Source organism: Planctomyces sp. SH-PL14 (genome assembly GCF_001610835.1).
GTDB lineage: Bacteria > Planctomycetota > Planctomycetia > Planctomycetales > Planctomycetaceae > Planctomyces_A.
The window spans coordinates 4,532,201-4,550,297 of record NZ_CP011270.1 but is presented as its reverse complement, the minus strand read 5'-3'; the positions used below and the strand labels follow the sequence as shown (position 1 = coordinate 4,550,297).

General features: G+C 65.8%; 13 protein-coding genes. 4 read left to right on the top strand and 9 right to left on the bottom strand.

Annotated elements, in window-relative coordinates; translation table 11 throughout:
- Window positions 1-14: 14 nt before the first annotated feature.
- The 5 genes from VT03_RS17575 to VT03_RS17555 form a co-directional block, all read right to left on the bottom strand.
- Entirely contained in the window at window positions 15-608 is a 594-nt protein-coding gene (locus tag VT03_RS17575; RefSeq protein ID WP_075094185.1) for a hypothetical protein, read from the bottom strand.
- Window positions 609-1,016: 408 nt separating this feature from the next.
- The gene (locus tag VT03_RS17570; RefSeq protein ID WP_156514575.1) at window positions 1,017-2,810 is read right to left on the bottom strand and encodes a PQQ-binding-like beta-propeller repeat protein; all 1,794 of its coding nucleotides are present in this window, start codon (window positions 2,808-2,810) and stop codon (window positions 1,017-1,019) included.
- A 168-nt stretch (window positions 2,811-2,978) separates the two neighbouring features.
- Window positions 2,979-4,766: a HEAT repeat domain-containing protein gene (locus VT03_RS17565; RefSeq protein WP_075094183.1), complete on the bottom strand. Its 1,788-nt coding sequence runs from the start codon at window positions 4,764-4,766 to the stop codon at window positions 2,979-2,981.
- A gap of 48 nt (window positions 4,767-4,814) precedes the next feature.
- The gene (locus VT03_RS17560; protein WP_075094182.1) at window positions 4,815-5,993 is read right to left on the bottom strand and encodes a PQQ-binding-like beta-propeller repeat protein; all 1,179 of its coding nucleotides are present in this window, start codon (window positions 5,991-5,993) and stop codon (window positions 4,815-4,817) included.
- 345 nt (window positions 5,994-6,338) lie between these two features.
- Window positions 6,339-7,724 carry a transposase gene (locus tag VT03_RS17555; RefSeq protein ID WP_075091179.1) on the bottom strand — a complete coding sequence of 462 codons (1,386 nt, stop codon included), beginning with the start codon at window positions 7,722-7,724 and terminating at the stop codon, window positions 6,339-6,341.
- A 236-nt stretch (window positions 7,725-7,960) separates the two neighbouring features.
- On the opposite strand from VT03_RS17555, the gene holA reads away from it, so the two are divergent.
- The 3 genes from holA (at window position 7,961) to VT03_RS17540 (ending at window position 11,150) form a co-directional block, all read left to right on the top strand.
- Entirely contained in the window at window positions 7,961-8,983 is a 1,023-nt protein-coding gene (gene holA / locus VT03_RS17550; protein ID WP_075094181.1) for a DNA polymerase III subunit delta, read from the top strand.
- A gap of 502 nt (window positions 8,984-9,485) precedes the next feature.
- Complete coding sequence (locus VT03_RS17545) at window positions 9,486-10,502, top strand: DUF1559 domain-containing protein (RefSeq protein ID WP_075094180.1); 1,017 nt, start codon at window positions 9,486-9,488, stop codon at window positions 10,500-10,502.
- 210 nt (window positions 10,503-10,712) lie between these two features.
- Entirely contained in the window at window positions 10,713-11,150 is a 438-nt protein-coding gene (locus VT03_RS17540; protein WP_156514574.1) for a carboxypeptidase regulatory-like domain-containing protein, read from the top strand.
- 393 nt (window positions 11,151-11,543) lie between these two features.
- Here VT03_RS17540 and VT03_RS17535 read toward each other — a convergent pair whose 3' ends face one another.
- From VT03_RS17535 to VT03_RS17525, 3 genes are all read right to left on the bottom strand, one after another.
- A complete protein-coding gene (locus VT03_RS17535) occupies window positions 11,544-12,008 on the bottom strand; it encodes a DUF6157 family protein (RefSeq protein WP_075094179.1) in 465 nt (154 codons plus the stop codon).
- Window positions 12,009-12,045: 37 nt separating this feature from the next.
- The gene (gene mnmG / locus VT03_RS17530; RefSeq protein ID WP_075094178.1) at window positions 12,046-13,965 is read right to left on the bottom strand and encodes a tRNA uridine-5-carboxymethylaminomethyl(34) synthesis enzyme MnmG; all 1,920 of its coding nucleotides are present in this window, start codon (window positions 13,963-13,965) and stop codon (window positions 12,046-12,048) included.
- Between the two features lie 405 nt (window positions 13,966-14,370).
- Window positions 14,371-16,131, bottom strand: a complete 1,761-nt coding sequence (locus VT03_RS17525) for a trypsin-like peptidase domain-containing protein (RefSeq protein WP_075094177.1) — start codon at window positions 16,129-16,131, stop codon at window positions 14,371-14,373.
- Window positions 16,132-16,321: 190 nt separating this feature from the next.
- On the opposite strand from VT03_RS17525, the gene VT03_RS34250 reads away from it, so the two are divergent.
- Window positions 16,322-16,618, top strand: coding sequence for a DUF2892 domain-containing protein (locus tag VT03_RS34250; RefSeq protein ID WP_075094176.1), 297 nt, complete (start codon window positions 16,322-16,324; stop codon window positions 16,616-16,618).
- Window positions 16,619-16,624: 6 nt separating this feature from the next.
- Here the strand turns inward: VT03_RS34250 and VT03_RS17515 are convergent, their stop codons facing one another.
- Entirely contained in the window at window positions 16,625-18,028 is a 1,404-nt protein-coding gene (locus VT03_RS17515; RefSeq protein ID WP_156514573.1) for a glycosyltransferase family 39 protein, read from the bottom strand.
- Window positions 18,029-18,097: the final 69 nt, after the last annotated feature.

Genomic DNA, 18,097 nt, shown 5'->3' with positions numbered 1-18,097 from the left:
CGGCGGAGTCCGTTTCACTGCGGCGCGGTGATAACGTCGCCGTTGTCGAGGGCGATCCAGACGGTCCGCTTGGGGCTGATCGGGAGGACGACGTAGTCGCGGCTGTACCAGTCGTACCGGAAGGTCGCTCCGCGGCCCTGGGTGAAGGCCTCGTAGGCGAGGTTGCGGTCGGCGCCTGACAGGCCTTCGAGGACGGCGATGAAGTCCGCTGCGCCTTTCCGTTTTCCATCCTGGCCGTAGATCGAGACGACGACTCCGGCGTCTCCCCGGACTCCGTGGTGGCCGATCGAGACGACGTCCCCGCGCTTGGAGACCAGCGTCTGGAGCGGCAGGGTGTCGAGGACGGTGCGGGAGACGGTTTTCTCGCTTCCGTCGGGGTTGAGCTGATAGATCAGGAGGGTGGTTTCGTAGACGTAGGACTCGGAGGCTTCGGGGGGCTCCTGTTTGGGGAGGATTTTCACTCCGAAGTTGCCTTCGTGGGCGGCGTAGAGGCGGGGGGAGAGGTTGATTCTTGTTTTGCAGACTTCGGGTCCGTCGCCGTGCGATGTGGCCGCCATTGTCAGAAGTCCGACGAGGGCCCAGGTTGTGACGGTCAGGAACGGTCTCATTGGGGTCCACCTCGTCGCGTGTTGTGGAGGGACGTCCCATCGAGACGCGCGGGGCGCCTGCTGAGTTCCCGCAAAATCACCGGGTCCAGGGGCTACCCTGGTGGGGGATGCAAGGGGGCCACGCCCCTTTGCCCGCCGGAGGCCGTCTCGCCGGAAACCATGGAAATCAGACGGTGTCCAAGCGCGGACAACGTGCCGGATGCCCCCTCACCAAGACGCGGGGATTCCCGAGCGAGCGTGGAGTCCTCAACGCCGGTTCCACAAAGGGGACGTCCGTTATGTCCCACGGTTCCTCATGGAAGCGCCTCCGGCGGCAAGGGGTCGAAACCCCTTGACCCCGGCTGCCGTAGCACATTGGGTTTGAGCTATGGGAGTCGTGCCGGCAAGGACGGTACTCAAGTCGCGGAACTACCGGTTCAGCGCCGTCTCCCGACTCGCCTCCGCCGCAATGTCGTACGCCGCCATCCAATGATGATTGCGGACGTAGAGCACGCCACGCGACATCGCCGGCGGATTCCACGTCTTCACATCAGCCGGCAACGCCTGAAACCGCGCCAGCTCCTCCAGCTTCTTCGGGTTCGGATGAATCAGAATCACCTCCCCCTTCTCCGAGAGCACGACGATCCGGTCCCCGGTCGCAAGCAACTGCCCGTGCCCGTACCGCCCCCCCTTCCAAGTCCGCTTGCCCGTCTCCGGGTCGAAACAGACCAGAATCCCCTCATCCAGCCCGTAGAGATAGCCGTCATGCAGGATCATGCTCGCCATCTTGGCCTTGAGGTCATACGAAGGCTTCGGCCACACCGACGTCACCGTCCACTTGCCGTCCACCTGCGTCATCTTCAGCCGCACCGTCCCCAGCCCATAGCTGGCACTGACAATCAGCGAACCGTCCTTCAACTGCACCGGCTGCGCGACATTGACCCCCGGCGGGTTCCGGAAGTCATACGTCCACAGGACATGCCCGTCCTGGATGTCGTGCCCACGAAGAGCGGTCCCATCGAAGTTCAGGATCTGACGGACGCCATCGAGCTCCGTCACCTGCGGCGAGCTGTAGCCCGCCATCGCCGACCCGGCCGCAGCCACGTCTTCCCCCGCGTCGGCCGTCTTCTTCGACTCCTCACCGGCCGCTGAGGCGGCTGCCCCCGACGACCCCGTCCCGCCGGCGCCGGAAGTCTTCCAGAGCAGATTGCCGCTGAGCTTGTCGAACGACAGGAGCCCGTTCCCATTCGCCCCGCCGATGTTCACGACGAGCTGGTTGTCGACAACAAGCGGCGAGCTGGTCATCCCCCACTGGGCGTTTTGCACACCCGTCATGCCGAGCACGTTCTTGCTCCACACGACTTCGCCGCTGCCGAGCTTGAGACAGTGCAGCTCCCCCGTCGCTCCCAGGGCGTAAACGTGCTCGCCGTCGATCTCCGGCGTCGCCCGCGGTCCCGGGCCTCCCTGGGCTTCGTCAAAGAGAGCCTTGGTCTGGTGAACCCACAGCTCGCCGCCGCTCCGGGCGGAGTAGCACACGACCGCTTCCCCTTCGGTCCGCTGCTCCATCGTGACGAGGCGGTCCCCCACGACGACGAACGACGAATAGCCTTCGCCGACGGGGTGCTTCCACAGCTCCTTCGGCGGGACCTCCCGCCAGTTCTCCCGAACCGCGGGGCCGATCACGATCCCGTCCCGATGCACACCGCGGTAAGCGGGCATGTCTTCGGGGGCGACAATCGCAGCGACTGGTTCAGTGACAGCGACCGTCTCGCCCGCCGGCTTGGCGGTCTGCCGGCGGTACTCGTCGACGACTTCGGTCTGCAGCTTCTGCCAGCGGAAGACGGGCTGGATCTGCATGTCGGCCGTGAACTCGAGGTCCCGCACCGAAGCGACGAAGGCGACGACCGGAATCACGATCAGGGCGATCCCGGCGGCCCGGACACCGCCGGACAGCCGCGAGAAGGCGAGGAGCCACAGGACGGTCGTGCCGAGCAAAGCGACAAAGCTCGACTGGGCGATCAGGTACGGAATCGCCCCGATCCCCGCGACGGCCCCTTCGATCGGGAACCAAGCCACCAGGACCGCGCCGACGAAGATCGTCAGGAGTCCGTAGAACGCAATCAGAAACAGGGTCCGCAGGATTCCCCGCGGGGGCCGGGCGGCGGGCTGGGCCACAGGGGTGCCGGCAACAGGGGACGGTGTGGGTGAAGGGATGTCAGACACAAACGTTCTCCAGCAATCGAATTCCGTCGACGGAGGATGATAGGTCGAACGCGAACCGCAACGACAGGCGGCTTTTCACTGGAGTTACGCCGCGGGCCTGTATCAGGATTCAGAAAGAATCCCCTCCCATCGCGGAATTCATCAGAAGATCCATCACGCAACCTGGATCTATCGCAGCTGCCTGATCCGTTCCCGCAGCCACGTCTCAAAGGCATCCCCCCGTTCCTTGAACGGCCGGTGCGCGAGATACCACTCTCCCCATGCCAGGAGGGCGCGGCGCTTCCACGAAAGCACGGCGGCCGTCCGGGCCTCCGCCGGGGCCCCTTCCGGGACCTCCTCCTGGGGGTCCTGCGGCAGGTCGAACGCCGTCGGATTGCGGGTGATCCAGCACAGGGCGTTATGCGCCTCGACCGCAACGCCGGGATCCTTGTCGTCGAGCGCCCGGACGAGATGCCGCGCCAGCAAGAGGTCGTTGGTCCGGCCGAGGGCCCAGACCGCCGTCCGGCGGACTTCCCCGTCGGGATGCGTCAACAGCTTCAGGATCTGATCCGTCTTGCCGATCAGCTCCTTCCGGTCCCCGAGCTGGATCTGCTCGACGAGCTCCGTCTGCGTCTCTTCGACTGTCTTCAGATCCGCTTTCTCCAGCGTCGACAGGAGATCCCCCAGCGGGCTCGTCCGCTTCTTGGGATCCGGCGGCGGAGCCTTGAGGTTGTCCGGCAGCCCCCGCCCTCCGGCCAGGAGACCGCCGCCAATCCGGACCTCCTCCGGCGGCGCCAGGTCGAGCGTTTTGGCCGTGGCCCGGACCAGGAACAGCATGACAAAGCTCGTCTCGACGATGTCTCCGTACTGTCCGCTCCAGATCCCGCTGGGCCCCTGGAGCGGGATCACAAGATCGGCTCCCCCCTGATACCAGTCGTATCCGTCAAAGTCCTTCCGGTTGCTGAGGGCCGCCATCCGCTCCAGCGAATAGAGGTAATAGCCGACCGAGTTCCCCGTGAACTGGGGCTGCTTGATCTTGGGGAGCAGCGCCTGGAACACCTTCTGGCATGCCTGCGACGCGAGGTCCGTCCCGGACCGCGTGGCGACGACGGGCCGCTTCTTCTTGGCCACCTCGAGCGGGACCGGCTCCAGGAACCCGTATCGCTTCGTCTCCTTGGGAACCTCGGGCCGCGGCGGCGGGGCGGTCCCGCTCAGGAGCTTGGTCACGGCGGGGGGATTGAGGAACAGAATCGCGATGTGCATCGACGCCAGGCTGTTCACCGACATTTGCGGCGAGACGGAGATGGGCGCCGGGAAGGGGGTGTAGGCAACCATCCCGTCCGGACGCACGGTCGCGGCGTGCCAGCCAATGAGCTTCTGCCAGACCCCCGGCTCGATCTCGACCTCGCATCGGGCGGCCGCCCACAGCCCCAGGCAGCCGTACTGGGTGACGCTCGTATCGCCGTTGGTGTTCCGTCCCTCCGCGGCCCCTTCCATGTAGTCGAACGAGCCGTTCTCCCGCTGGGCCGCGAGAAGATACTTCGCGATCGGCTCGATCAGTTCCTTCCGCTGGTCGTGGTCCTCCAGCTCGGCGACGAACATCGCGTCGACGCCGGCGGTGTAGATCGCTTCGTGCGACGTCGTGCTGGGGGAATAGACGCCGTCCTTGATCTTGCCGCGGATCGACTCGATCTCTTTCTTCTCGACTTCCCCGCCGTGGGGCTCGCCTGACTTGAGGAGCGCCATCGCCGCCAGCGTCCGCCGCCCTCCCGGTCCGGCTCCCGCCCACAGCCCCTTGAGCCCCATCCGTCCCTGCTGAATCGCCCGTTCGATCTTGGCCGGATCGGCTGCCCGCACGGTGGTGGCGAGGAGGCTCAGGAAGAGGAGAACCGAGAGCAGGAGAGAGAACGGAGCCCGCTCTCCGGACGGAACGCGGAACGTCAGGCGCCCCCTTCGGCGATGAAGATGCACGACCACCGCGCTGCTCCTCTCCCCTTCTTTCGCTTACCGCTCAACTCTCGACACTCAACGCTTGCCGAAGCACAGGACGCGGCCGTCCCCGGCCTCCGTCCCGATGACGACCCGCCCGCCGCCGACCGCCGCCGAACCCTTGAAGGCCTGTCCTGCGCCATAGCGCCAGACCTCTTTGCCATCCTTGAGCGTCAGGACGTAGAACGTCCGATCGACGCCCCCGACGGCGACTTTGTCTCCGGCCACGACCGGCGAGCCTTCGAACTTGGCCCGCGAGGGGAAGGTCCAGAGCGGCTTTCCCGTCTTGCGGTCGAGGCTCAGGATCATTTTCCCCGGTCCGCCGATGACGACCTCGTTCTCCGTGACCGCGGGGGAGGAGTCGATCTGCTGGTCCTGGTTGGCGACTTCGTGAGCCCAGACCATCTCGCCGGCCCCCTTCTGCCAGTCGAGGGCGCAGATCTTTCCTTCGGCCGTTCCGAAGTAGAGGATCCCGTCCTTGAAGGCGATGGAGGCGATGATCCGGCCGTCGATGGCGATCTTCTTGCTGAGCTTGCCGGTTTCGAGATCGACGACGAGGAGGTAGGGCTCGCTGCAGCCGGTCATGAAGGTGAACTGGCCGGCGATGGTGGCGGTGGCGTTGACCGGGCCGCCGGCGTCGAACTCCCACATCTTTTCGCCGGTGGCGAGTTTCAGGCGGTAGAGTTTTCCGTCGCGGGAGCCGACGAGGACGCTGTCCTGATAGATCGCCGGGCCGCCGTTGATGATGGTGCCGGTCTTGAACGTCCACCGCTTCTCGCCGGTCTTGCGGTCGACGGCGTGGAAGACGCCGTCTTCGTCGCCTCCCATCGCGAGGTCGGCCGTGATGCCGATCGGGGCGGCGAAGCCGGGGGCGAATTCATTGGGGTCCTTGGACTCGATGGAGTGGTAGCTCCAGACCTTCTTGCCGGTGGCGAGGTCGAGGCAGAGGAGGTCGCCGCTGAGGGCTCCGATGTAGACGCGGCTGTCGGCGATGGCGGGGGTGGAGTTGGTGCCGTCGACGGTGGGGTATTCCCAGAGGAGTTCGAACTGGGGGGGGAGGGGTGTGTTGCTCACGCCGAGGAGGGCGGGGCCGTTGCGGAAGTTGGGCCAGTCGGGTTGGAAGTTCGCGGCCGGTTCCTGGGCGTGGATGGGACCGGGGGGAGCCAGCGACGCGATGAGCGTGAGGCAGATCGCGTGGAGACGCGGAAAGGGCATAGGTGGACCGGGAGGGATGGTGACTCGGGTGCCGTGGTGATTCTATCCGGTGGAGCGACAAACTCGAAGAATATCGGGGTCCAGCGGGAACCCATGGTGGGGAGTGCAGAGGGGCCTGTGTTGTTTTTCTGGCCCTTTGCCCGCCGGAGGCCTGGCCGTCGAGAGATGTCTGAAGGAGCGCGTGTCCAAGCGCGGACAGCGTGCCGGATGCCCCCTCACCCAACCCGCGGAAAGTCCAGAGCGAGCGGTGAATCCTCGACGCCGGTACCACAAAACGGACGTCCGTTGTTTACCACGGTTCCTCATGGAAGTGCCTCCGGCGGCAAGGGGTTGCCCCCAACGCCGTTAACCCCGGTTGAGGAGCTTGAGTCTCCTGGCCTGGTCGATCTGCTGGGACGTGGCGTTGGTGATCTTTGGCGATCCCGCCGGCCGCTCCTTCTTCCTCCGTGTGTAGTCCCGGCTGGCCTTGTTCTTCCGCTCATACGGGTCGGTGACGGATTCACGCAGCATCGCGCACAGCGTCTGACCTCGAACAACGGGATGCCGGTAGTCCCGTATCAGTCGACGGAACGACCGCAAGACTCCCGCCATGCTGATTCGAGACAGCGGAACCTGGGCCTTCGCCAGTTCCACTGCAACCGACAGTCCCATGCCCCACAGGCCGACCAGCGACCATTCGAGCTCGACCGCGGCATTCAGGGAGGACAGGCTGCGGAGTTTTCGTCGACCGAACGTCTGCTTCAGGGTTCGATAGAACAGTTCCACTCCCCAGCGTTTGCGGTACAGGTCCAGGACCGCCCGGTCGCTCAAGATCTTCGGGTCCCGGACGCTCGTGAGCAGAGAGATCGGAGATCTCGGTCCCTGGGCCACGATCAGCCGGAACACCAGAGGCGGATCGAGCCGTTTGGCGGCCTCGTCAGGCCAGACGTAGACGGTTCCTTGCGATTCCCGCACGAACCCCAGCTTCCGCAGAAGCTTGACGTTCGCTCCCACCCGAACCAGCAGATGCCGGCCGCTTCCCAGGACTTTCCGGGCGAAGTCATAGCCCACGAAGCCGGCGTCCGCCGTCATCAAGCTTCCCTCGGGCAGGTCCTGGAGCATCTGAAGGGCGTGTTCCCGCTCACTGCTGTCGGCGGGGCCGATCCGCCAGTCCCACGGAAGCCCCGTCCCGACATGGAACAAGGTCGTCAGCCACATCTGGGGAACGCGGGCCGCCTTGGCCCCGGCGGCTGTTCTCGTCCGTTGGCGGCGGTGGCGCCTCTTCCGGATCGATCTCTTGAACGACGGGGCATAGGCCGTCTCGTGGGACTGGGTGCGAGGGAGCTCCACTCGGCTGCCATCGACCCCGTAGACCACCAGACCGCAGGATTCCCACTGCCGGGGGAGCGTCTGGCGAATCCGCTTTCGGAGAGCCGTCGTGAGAAGATAGACCAGGGGAACGGTCCAGCGTCGGAGGAGCTTCATGAAGGCCTGGGACGACCCGGCCAGAGGGCCGTGATGGGGGAACAGATGCGCCATCAGCCTGTGGGTCGTGACAAACCGTTCCTGCAGTGTCTGCTCATCGGACCAGGCCCACAGAAGGGCGGCTCGAACCAACAGTGGTGGCGTCCACGTGCAGTCGTGCCGGAAGAGGATGGTCTTCCAGTCCGTCCCAGCCAGAAGCCATTGCAGAGCTTTCTCGAGATGCCGAGAATTGAGCGCAACATCCGGAGACAGGTCTTGATGCGGCATCCCCGAATCCTTTCGGGAGGGCGAAGTGGGTGGGTTTCAGTGTGAGAACCGAAGCGTCTCCACAACGCCATGTCGCATCAAGACTTTCTTTTTGAACACGAACCAGGGTTAACGGCGTTGGGTTGCCCCCTTGACCCCGGCTGCCGTGGCACGTTGGGTTTGAGGTGGCACAGCCGTGCCGGCTAGAACGCGGTTCGAGACTGAAAGGCGGTTCCAGACACGCTCTAATCTTCTCCATGCCCGCCCTCCACGCCACCGCCTTCCTCGCCAAGACCCCCGCCAAACTCGGCCCGGTCATCGTCCTCCACGGCGACGAAGCCCACCTCAAAAACAGCGCCATCTCCCGTCTCGCCCAAGCCCTCCTCGGCCCCGACGCCGACGCCTCCATGGGACTCGTCCCCTTCGACGGCAAACAGTGCGACTTCAAGATGGTCAAAGGAGAACTCCAGACCGTCTCCATGTTCGGCTCCGCACGCGTCATCGTCGTCCACGGCGCGGATGACTTCGTCACCGAACACCGCCCCGCCCTCGAAGCCTACTGCGACAAACCCTCCTCCCGCTCCACCCTCGTCCTCGAACTCAAGACCTGGCGAGCCAACACCAAACTCGCCAAAAAGATCGCCGAGATGGGCCTCGAGCTCGACTGCTCCCAGCTCGAAGGCAACGCCCTCGCCAAATGGCTCGCCGAACAGGCCGAGTCCCAGTACGGCAAACAACTCACCCGCGACGCCGCCGCCCTCCTCCCGGAACTCGCCGGAACCAGCCTGACCCTCCTGGCCCAGGAACTCGCCAAACTCGCCTCGTTCGTCGGCGACGGGAAACGGATCGGCGTCGACGAAGTCCGCCAGCTCGTCGGCGGCTGGAAGGCCGAAACCACCTGGACCATGGTCAACGCCATCCGCGACGGCAAACCGGGCGAAGCCCTCGAGTGCATCCAGAAACTTCTCCACGCCGGAGAAGCCCCGCAAAAGATCCTCGGCGGGATGAACTTTGTCTTCCGCCGGATCGCCAACGCCACCGAGAAGTCCCGCTCCATGGCCCTGCCGGCCGCCCTCAAGGAGGCGGGCGTCTACTACAAGGAGCTGGAGCTGGTGGAGCGGTACCTCCGCCGCATCGGCCGGGACCGAGCCGAACGGATCATCCCCCGCCTCGTCGCCGCCGACCGCGGACTCAAGGGAGCGAGCCGCGTCTCGGATCGGCTGCAGATCGAGAACCTCGTCCTGTGGCTCACCGGAACGGTCCCCGTGAGCCAGGCGTGAGGCGAGGCAGTGTTTGCGCACTCCACAGGCATCCTCATCCGCTTTTGAGGCAGCGCGGGCCTGAGCGCCTCTCTCATCACGGCGAACCCATCGGACACTGCCGCTTTGAAGGGCACTGTTCGCAAAACAGAGAGAGCTTCGAGACGGGCGGTGCAGATCGACCTAAATCCACTCTGTGCGAAGTGTTTCCAGCAGCAGATGTCCCGGCGGAGGCCTTTGCCGATTGCGTTTCCCGCGTGGCAATCGCCAGTTTCGCGGTGTTGGAATGTCGCTTGCTAAGTCACTAGGCACATCGCTCGCGCGACCGCCCAGGATGGGATCGGAAACGTGCTGAGCGCCTGTCCGGACCTCTTGGTCCGATCGCCGGATCACGACGCGGTCGTCTCCGTGTCTCTCCTCCGCGAATGCGTGGAGTTCCACGCGTCGAACAGGTTCGAACGGCGCCGCCCGCGAGGAATCAAGGCGGCCCCGAAAGTGTCTCCGTTTTTCCCAGGGTGAGCTGATGCTGTTTTCGAAGTCCGGTCTCCGCGGGAGATCAAGCGGTTTCACGTTGATCGAACTGCTCGTCGTCATCGCCATCATCGCCGTCCTCGTGGCGATCCTGCTGCCCGCCGTGCAGCAGGCCCGCGAAGCGGCCCGGCGGTCGCAGTGCCAGAACAACCTCAAGCAGCTCGGAATCGCCCTCCACAGCTATCACGAGACGCACTTCATCTTCCCGTTCTCGTCGATGAACCCGGGCTCGTGCATCAGCGTGGCGGCCCCCAATACGGTGAACAGTCCCGTCCGGAACGCCCGCGGCTGGACGATGCTGCTCCCCTACATCGACCAGGGGGCCCTCTACAACCAGTACGACCACAGCTCGCCCGCGAGCAACCACGTGCGGACCGGAAGTCCGGCTGTGCTGACCGGGACGGCGGTGGGGACGAACGACAAGGTCGTCTCCGTCTCGCTTCCGGCATTCCTGTGCCCCTCGGATCCTGGCGACCGGTTCTACCGGTCGACGACATCCGCGGACTACTCCATCGCGTCCAGCGGTGCCAACGCCGCCTACCTGGGGGCCAAGACGAGCTACGAGTTCAATGTTGTCGGCACCTCGAGCAACTGCACGGACTGGATGAACGTTGCTTCGACGAGCCGCCGGATGTTCGGGATCAACTCGAGCGCCCGAATCGGCGACGTGAAGGACGGCATGAGCAACAGTGTCGCGGTCTGCGAGACGACGCTCGATATCCGCGACGGCGTCACCGGGACGTGGGGCTACGCCAAGTGGGTCGGGCAGGGGGTCGACCTGGCCCGCGCCGCGAACATCAACAACTGGGACTGCTGCGCCTGGACTCCGCCGATCACGCAGATCCCGCTCCGCCTCGGAACCTGGAGCGCTCCCGGGAGTGTGCACGCCGGAGGCATGAACGTCCTGATGGGGGACGGCGCCGTCCGGTTCCTGACCGAGAACCTCGACAACACCGCCCGCGGCCGTCTGGGGACGATCTCCGACGGTCAGCTGCTCGGCGACTTCTGATTCCCTCCAGCCGGATGTCGTGACGGAGGCGGGACCTGTCGTTCCGCTTCCGCTTCTCTCGGCCGCGCGGGCGGCCGCACCCGGCCTTGTCCCACCACCACAGCCCTCCTTCCCTCATCCCTCCCCGGTTCTCCGCTGGCCCTTTGGGTGGTCAGCGGAGAACGGAGGGTTTCTCCATTCCCGGGTTTCTGTCCGATGTCGATTCGTCCGATGCGCTCACTCGCTCCTTACATGCTCCTCGTCTCCGCGCTTGTCGGTTGCGGGGGGGCCAAGTCGGAGAAGCCGGAGAAGCTGGCTCCCGTCAATGGGATGGTGACTCTCGACGGCAAGCCGTTGACGATGGCTGCCATGACGTTCCTTCCCGACGGCGAGACGAAGGGGATTGCGGGGGTCGCTTACACGGGCGAGGACGGGAAGTTCGAAGCGAAGTGGCGGACCGAGACCGGGATTCCGCCGGGATCGTACAAGATCGTCGTCTCCCGCATGGGTCTGCCGAATGGCTCTCCTGTTCCGCCGGGCCAGTCGGCGGCGGACGTTGGTGCGATCGAGACGGTGCCGCCGCGATTCAGCGACGCCGCTCAGACCAAGCTGACGCTGACGGTGCCGGACGCGGGGTGGACGCAGACGTTTGATTTGAAGTCGAAGTAGTGGTGGGAGAGGCTGAAGGGAGAGCAGACGTCCGACGGGGGCTCTCCGTCCCGACCGGGTCCAGGGGCACCCTGGTGGGGAGTGCAGAGGGGCAACGCCCCTTTGCCCGCCGGAGGCCTGGCCGTCGGGGAATGTCTGAAGGAGGGCGTATCCAAGCGCGGACAACGTGTCGTATGCCCCCTCACCAACCCGCGGGGATTGCAAAGCGAGCGGTGTATTTTGAGGGAGTCCTCAACGCCGGTTCCACAAAGCGGACATCCGTTGTGTCCCACGGTTCCTCATGGAAGTGCCTCCGGCGGCAAGGGGGCGTGGCCCCCTTGACCCCAGCGGCCGTAGCACGTTGGGTTTGAGCTACCAGAGTCCGTCCGGCAAGGACGCGGCCCGTGCAGTACGCTACATCGCCCGACGACTCCGCATCGCCGGAACGATCTTCGTCCCGGCTTCACGACCCGCTGCAATCCGCGCGTACTCGGAACTCTCCACCGACACGAGCGTAATCCGGCCATCCGAATCGAATCGCAACCCCCAGCCGTACTTCTTGGGGAGCGCAGAGGCCCGCAGGCAGGCGTGAGACTTCGAGAAGAACGCCTCCCACAACTCCCGGTGCCGACTCTTCGCCTCCGCGGCCGCAATCCCCTCCCGCCGCAGATGGACCGCGAACTGAAGCTCCTGCTGCGTCCACTTTCCGGGGCTCTTCGACAACAGCTCGAACTCCAGCTGCGGAATCGTCGGCGCCTCGCCCCGGACGGGCGGCGCAGTCCCCTCCTTCGCCGTGGAGTCCGGCGCGACCGTGATGAACGTGTCGACGTAGTTCCTGTGCGGATCGAGACTCGCCTTCGGGATCGCCGACGCCTTCATTGCGTTCTCCCTCCCCGCACCGACCCGGCCCGCTTCGTCACTTCTTGAGATAGAGCATCACGACCGCCAGGTCCGCGGGCGTAATGCCGCTGATCCGGCCCGCCTGTCCGACATCGCGCGGCTGGACCCGGCTCAACTTGTCCCGCGCCTCGGCCCGGAGCTGCGGGATCGCCCGGAAGTCGAACGTCTCGGGGATCCGCATTGCCTGGACCTTCTCGGCCCGCTTCACATCCAGCTCCTGCCGCTGGACGTAACCAGCGTACTTCACCTCGATCTGGACCTGCTCGCCCGCCCGCGGGCTGAGCCCCAGCTCTCCCACGGCCGGGGCCATCTGACACAGGCTGTCCCAAGTCATCTCCGGCCGCCGCAGCCACGCCTCCAGTGTGTCGTGTTCGTGCCGCGTCTTCCGGAGGAAGGCCAGCCCTCGCGCCAGTTCCTCTTCGTAGGCCTCATGCCGCGTCCGCCGCTCTTCCGTCGCCAGGCCGATCCGAACTCCGGTCGGCGTCAGGCGGCGGTCGGCGTTGTCCTGCCGCAGCAGCAGCCGGTACTCGGCCCGCGACGTGAACATCCGGTACGGCTCGTCGACGCCGCGGGTCACGAGGTCGTCGATCAACACCCCCAGGTAGGCCTGGTTGCGGTCGAGGATCAGGGGCGGCTCCCCCTTCAGCTTGAGGGCCGCGTTGATCCCCGCCATCAGCCCCTGTCCCGCGGCTTCTTCGTAGCCGGTCGTGCCGTTGATCTGGCCGGCGAAGTAGAGCCCTTCGACACGCTTCGTTTCCAGCGTCGCGTGGAGCTGCGTCGGCGGCGCGAAGTCGTACTCGACGGCGTACCCGTACCGCATGATCTGGGCCTTTTCCAGCCCCTGGATCGAGTGGACGAGCTCGTCCTGCACGTCCCGCGGCAGGCTGGTCGAGATCCCGTTGCAGTAATACTCCCAGGTGTTCCGTCCTTCGGGCTCCAGGAAGATCTGGTGCGATTCCTTGTCGGCGAACCGGACCACCTTGTCCTCGATCGACGGGCAGTACCGCGGGCCGGTCGAGCGGATCTGACCGCTGTACATCGGGGCCCGGTGGAGGTTGGCTCGGATCAGGTCGTGGACGTAAGGGTTGGTGTCGGTCAGCCAGCAGGACATCTGCGGCTGCGCGATCCGGTCGGTCAGGAACGAGAAGGGGGTCGGCTCGGGGTCGCCGGGCTGTTCCTTGAGGACGGAGAAGTCGATCGTCCGGCCGTTGAGGCGGCACGGGGTGCCGGTCTTGAACCGCTCCAGCTCGAAGCCGAGGTCCCGCAGGCTGTCGGACATCGTCCCCGTCGTGCCGTCCCCCGCGCGTCCGCCGGGAGTCTTCGCTTCTCCCGTGTGCATGATCGCCTGAAGAAACGTCCCGGTCGTGACGATGACGGCGCGGCAGCGGTAGACAGCGCCGCCGCGGACGGCGACGCCGCGAATGCGGCGGGAGGCTGAAGGTAGAGAAGAGGGGAGCTCAGCGTCCGGCGCCTCTGATGGGAGGCCGTTCACGGCCTCTTCCCCTCTACCTTCCGCCTTAAGCCTTCCGCCTTCCGCCTCCTCCGTCAGGAGGCCTTCGACCATCTCCTGTCGCAGGTGCAGATTCGGCTCGTTTTCGACCACTTCCTTCATGCGGAACTGGTAGGCCTTCTTGTCGGCCTGGGCGCGGGGGCTGTGCATGGCGGGCCCCTTGCCGCTGTTGAGCATCCGGAACTGGATGCCGGTGGCGTCGATGCACTTCCCCATTTCGCCGCCGAGGGCGTCGATTTCGCGGACGATCTGTCCCTTGGCAACGCCGCCGATGGCTGGGTTGCAGCTCATCTGGCCGACGGTGTCGCAGTTCATGGTGAGGAAGGCGGTGCGGGCTCCGAGCCGTGCGGACGCGAGGGCCGCCTCGATTCCGGCGTGTCCCGCCCCGATGACCACGACGTCGAATTCGTAACTGCAGCCGCTCATTCTCACCGTTCTCGTTCAAGCACAAGCCCGTAAGTCTACCGGCGCGCTCCCCGGTGAAACAGCTCACCCGAAGTCACAGCCCTCACCGGGTCCAGGGGCACCCTGGTGGGGAGTGCAGAGGGGCAACGCCCCTTTGCCCGCCGGAGGCCTGGCCGTCGAGAACTGTCTGAAGGAGTGAGTGTCCAGACGCGGACGACGTGTCGTATGCCCCCTCACCAACCCACGGGGACTACGAAGCGAGCGTGGAGTCCTCAACGCCGGTGACACAAAGCGGGCGTCCGTTGCTTACCACGGTTCCTCATGGAAGCGCCTCCGGCGGCAAGGGGGTGAGCCAACTTGACCCCAGCGGCCGTAGCACCTTGGGCTTAAGCTATGGGAGTCGTGCCGACGAGGACGCGGTTTGAATCAGTGGCATCGGGGGCAGTCGATCTTTCCCGTCCCGCCACAGGTACCACACGAGACCTTCCGCGTCACCGACTTGAAGAGCGCCTGCCCGGTGACCGGGTTCGTCCCCGCCTGGACCGTCTCCGTCACCGACATGCCACCCCGCGAACACCCCTTCGCCGAACAGGTGACCATCTGCGAACCGCCACAGAACGAGCAGGCGTTGTCTTCGATGTAGGAGCCGGACGACTTCGTCGCCTGTCCCGCGGCCCCCCCTGTCCCCGCTCCGAGCTTCACGACCTGCTGGTAGACCCCGACCATCACGGTCGACTTGGCGATCAGCTCATCGACGTCGGGCCATTCGAGCTTCTTGCCCCCCTGCTTCGGCCGATAGTCCCCATAGTGGAACTGGATGAACTTCAGCGCGTCCGACATCGTCACGCCCCCGGTGAGCTGCCCCTTGAGGTCGAATCCCACCGTCAGGACCGCGATGACGTTCCCGTTCTGATCGACGATCGGACCGCCGCTGTTGCCGGGGTTGGCGGTCGCGTCGAACAGCAGCATGCCGTCGTAGTCGCTGCTGGGGAGAGCGGTGATCGAGCCCCGCGTCGTCTTGAGCGTCCGACCGAGCGCGCCCGGCTTCGGGTAGCCCAGGATCATCACCTCCGAGCCGCGGCGCTGCGCGCCGGTCGAGACCTGCACCGCCGGTGAAACCAGCTTGGGACACTCCACGATCGCCAGGTCGAGCGTGTCGCTGACCGCCTTGACCTTCGCTTCGAGCGACGTCCAGCCGGAGGCGGTCTCGACATCGACCCGGATCGAATGCGCGTCGTTCACGACGTGCCGGTTGGTCAGCACCACCCCCGGCAGAATCGCGAACCCCGTCCCGCTCGCCGCCAGGATCAGCGACGAGGCGTCGCGGACAGGGGTGCGGTCCGCTTCCTCCTTCGGAAGCGTGAGGTGCATGTACCGCCAGCCCCCCTGCTTGTAGCGGTCCGGCGCGTTCTCCCCGGTGGCGATATCGAGGTACAGGTCCTGAAACCGCTTCTTCTCGGAGTTCCCGAGGTTGATGAGCCCCTTGCCGGACTCGTCGAGCAGCCGGCCGAGGTTGTGCGACAGCTCCGGCGTGTTGGGGGCGACTTCGCCCAGCTGCCGCCAGCACTCATACGCCTTCGAGAACTCCTTCTGCCGAACGCAGCACAGGGCGAGGTTGTTGAGCGTCGGAATATGATTCGGCGAGCGCGTCAGCACTTTGCGGAAATGCTTCTCCGCCGTCTCGGGCGAATTGGCGAGGATCGGCGTGTTGAGCAGGCCCAGCAGAAAGTCCGCCCTCAGCCCGGCGTCGTCGGTCCGGCTCGCCTTTTCGAGGGCTTCCCGGGCCGACCGATAGTCCTTCGTGTCGATCAGGAGGAAGGCCTTCTCGATCAGCAGGTCCGCCTCCTTCTCCCGGCGGGTCTTCTCCTCCGCGGTGATCCAGCTGGTCCCGCTGCGGACGAGCTTGTCCGCCTCGCGCTTCTGCCAGACCTCCAGTTCCCTGGCGACCTTCTGCCGCTGGACGGCGGAGAAGGTCTTGTCTTCGAGGAGCGTGGTCAGCAGGGCGACTCCGTCGGCCGGCCGGCGCATCGTCCGGAGCTTGGAAAACGCCCCGTCGATCGCCTTGTCGGCGGGACTCTTCGAAGCGGTCCCGAGCCCCGGTTTCGTCTGGGCGAGACTTGTCGGCCCGAGGGACATCAGCACCGCCAGCATGAAGAGGCCGGTCGTTCGCCACAGGAATGTGCTCATTCCGTCACCTCGTCCCCTGCCCTCACGATCCACGATGCCCAAAGCCGACACCGATCCGCGCCCGACTCTACCACCGTCGAACCACTCGGTTCAACAACATCCGGCCTTCCAGGGATCACCTTCCTTCGTCCGGGGCACACAGTTTGCCCGCTCCACCCTCACCGAATCTATCTCTGCAAGAATCGAGGACATGATGGCATCTCAAAACACTTCCTCCGAATGCGGTTCCGCCTGTCACCGGAACATCAGCCAGCACGAGCAGCAGCTTTCCCTTCTGATCGGCGGCGGACTCCTGGCAAGCAGCCTGCTGTTCGCCCGATCCTGGAACATCCTCACGCTGGCGGTTGGAGGCGGGCTTCTCTACCGCGGAATGACCGGTCACTGCATGACCTACGAGGCCCTCGGGATGTCGACCGCCGAAGACGACCTGGAGCCGGCCCGCGTCAACAGCTCGCCGCGGCCGGCCCGCGTGCGTCAGGAAGCCTGAGCGACATCATCCTCCGGCGGGTTCGTCCGTCGGCGTGTGGAGGAATCGAGACGCTGCGGTCGCGACGGCGACGATAAGGAGCGGTTCCAGCGGCAGGCGATAGCGGTAGGTCGGGATCTCCAAGCCGGCGGTCAGGAGGGTCGTCCCTCCGCAGAGCCCCGCCAGCAGGAGACCGTTCCAGCGCGTCGCCGGATCCCGGATCAGCAGCAGGACACACAATCCGCTGATCGCCCCCGCCGCCACGACGAACCATTGCCGACGCTCAGGCGTCCAGGCGAGAACCGTTTCCCGGGTGCTGGAGGGGATCGGCATCGTCGTTCCTGATGGGAATCGGCCGATCTCGTTCGTCGGAGGGGCGAACTCCCGGCAATACCAGAACGTGAGACACCGCGCCGCCCCGTAGAACGCCGCGCGGTTTGGCTGGCGGAGGATCGCCTGCCATGTCGTCCGCTCCATGAGACGGTCGAGCTCCGCATCATTGAGCCCCGAGGCCGCCAGGGCTTTCGCCACGCTCCAGTTGTGACGGAGATCGATCGCCGGTTCCGCCGCGATGCGGTCGCGCAGCTCCCCTCCCGGGCCGTCTTCCGGTATTGCCAGCCCCGCTCCGGGCCACGGGCTGAAGTTGGCTGTCCAGAGTTCCCGCCCCGCGAAAGTCACGAGCGCCCAGCGGCCGAAGAGGACCTTGTTTCGCCCGGCCCACGGAACCACGATCAGAAGCGCCAGGAGAACCGGACCAATGATCGTGGCGGCGCGACTTCGCGACCCGGACAGGCTTCGAGCCTGCCAGACTCCCGCCGCCAGGACGGCAATCGGCAGCACGATCAGCGAAGGACGGATCAGGACCCCGATCCCGGCCAGGAGCCCCACCAGCAGCATGGACCGGAGCCGCGCGGCGCTCCCGGTCGATGAGAGCAGGAATGACACCCCGACGAGGATGAAGGTCGCCAGCGTTTCCGTCAGAATCCAGTTGGCGTACAGGGGCCGGGCCGTCGAACAGACGCAGAGCGCATAGGCAATCTGCGCCCCTCGTCGCGATCCGGAAAGCCGCCAGGTCCAGAGCACGACGATCAGGTGGGTGAGCCACACGCATCCCTGCTGGAAGATCGCAGTCGCCAGCAGGGCCCGGTCGCCCAGGGCCCACTGCAGTCCTCCCAGGAACCACGGATACCCGGGGGTGCGATAGCCGACCGCCGCGCCCCACAGGGCCAGGTCCCCCGCGGCGACGTCCCGACCGAGGGACCAGTAACCGACCGAGTCCGGCCAAGGCTGCCCCAACCCCGAGAGAAGCACCAGCGCGAGTTTGGCGGCATCAAGGACCGATAGGACGACCAGTCCGACTCCCGGCCCCGCTCCCTCCGCGTGGGCCGTGGCCTCTCGGGCCGACCGAGGGATCGAAGGAGGGGAAGACATCAGGAGAGAGGAGCCTTGGACGAGGTCGGTCGGAGGTCCGGTGTCGCTCGTCACAGCATAGTCCCCGCT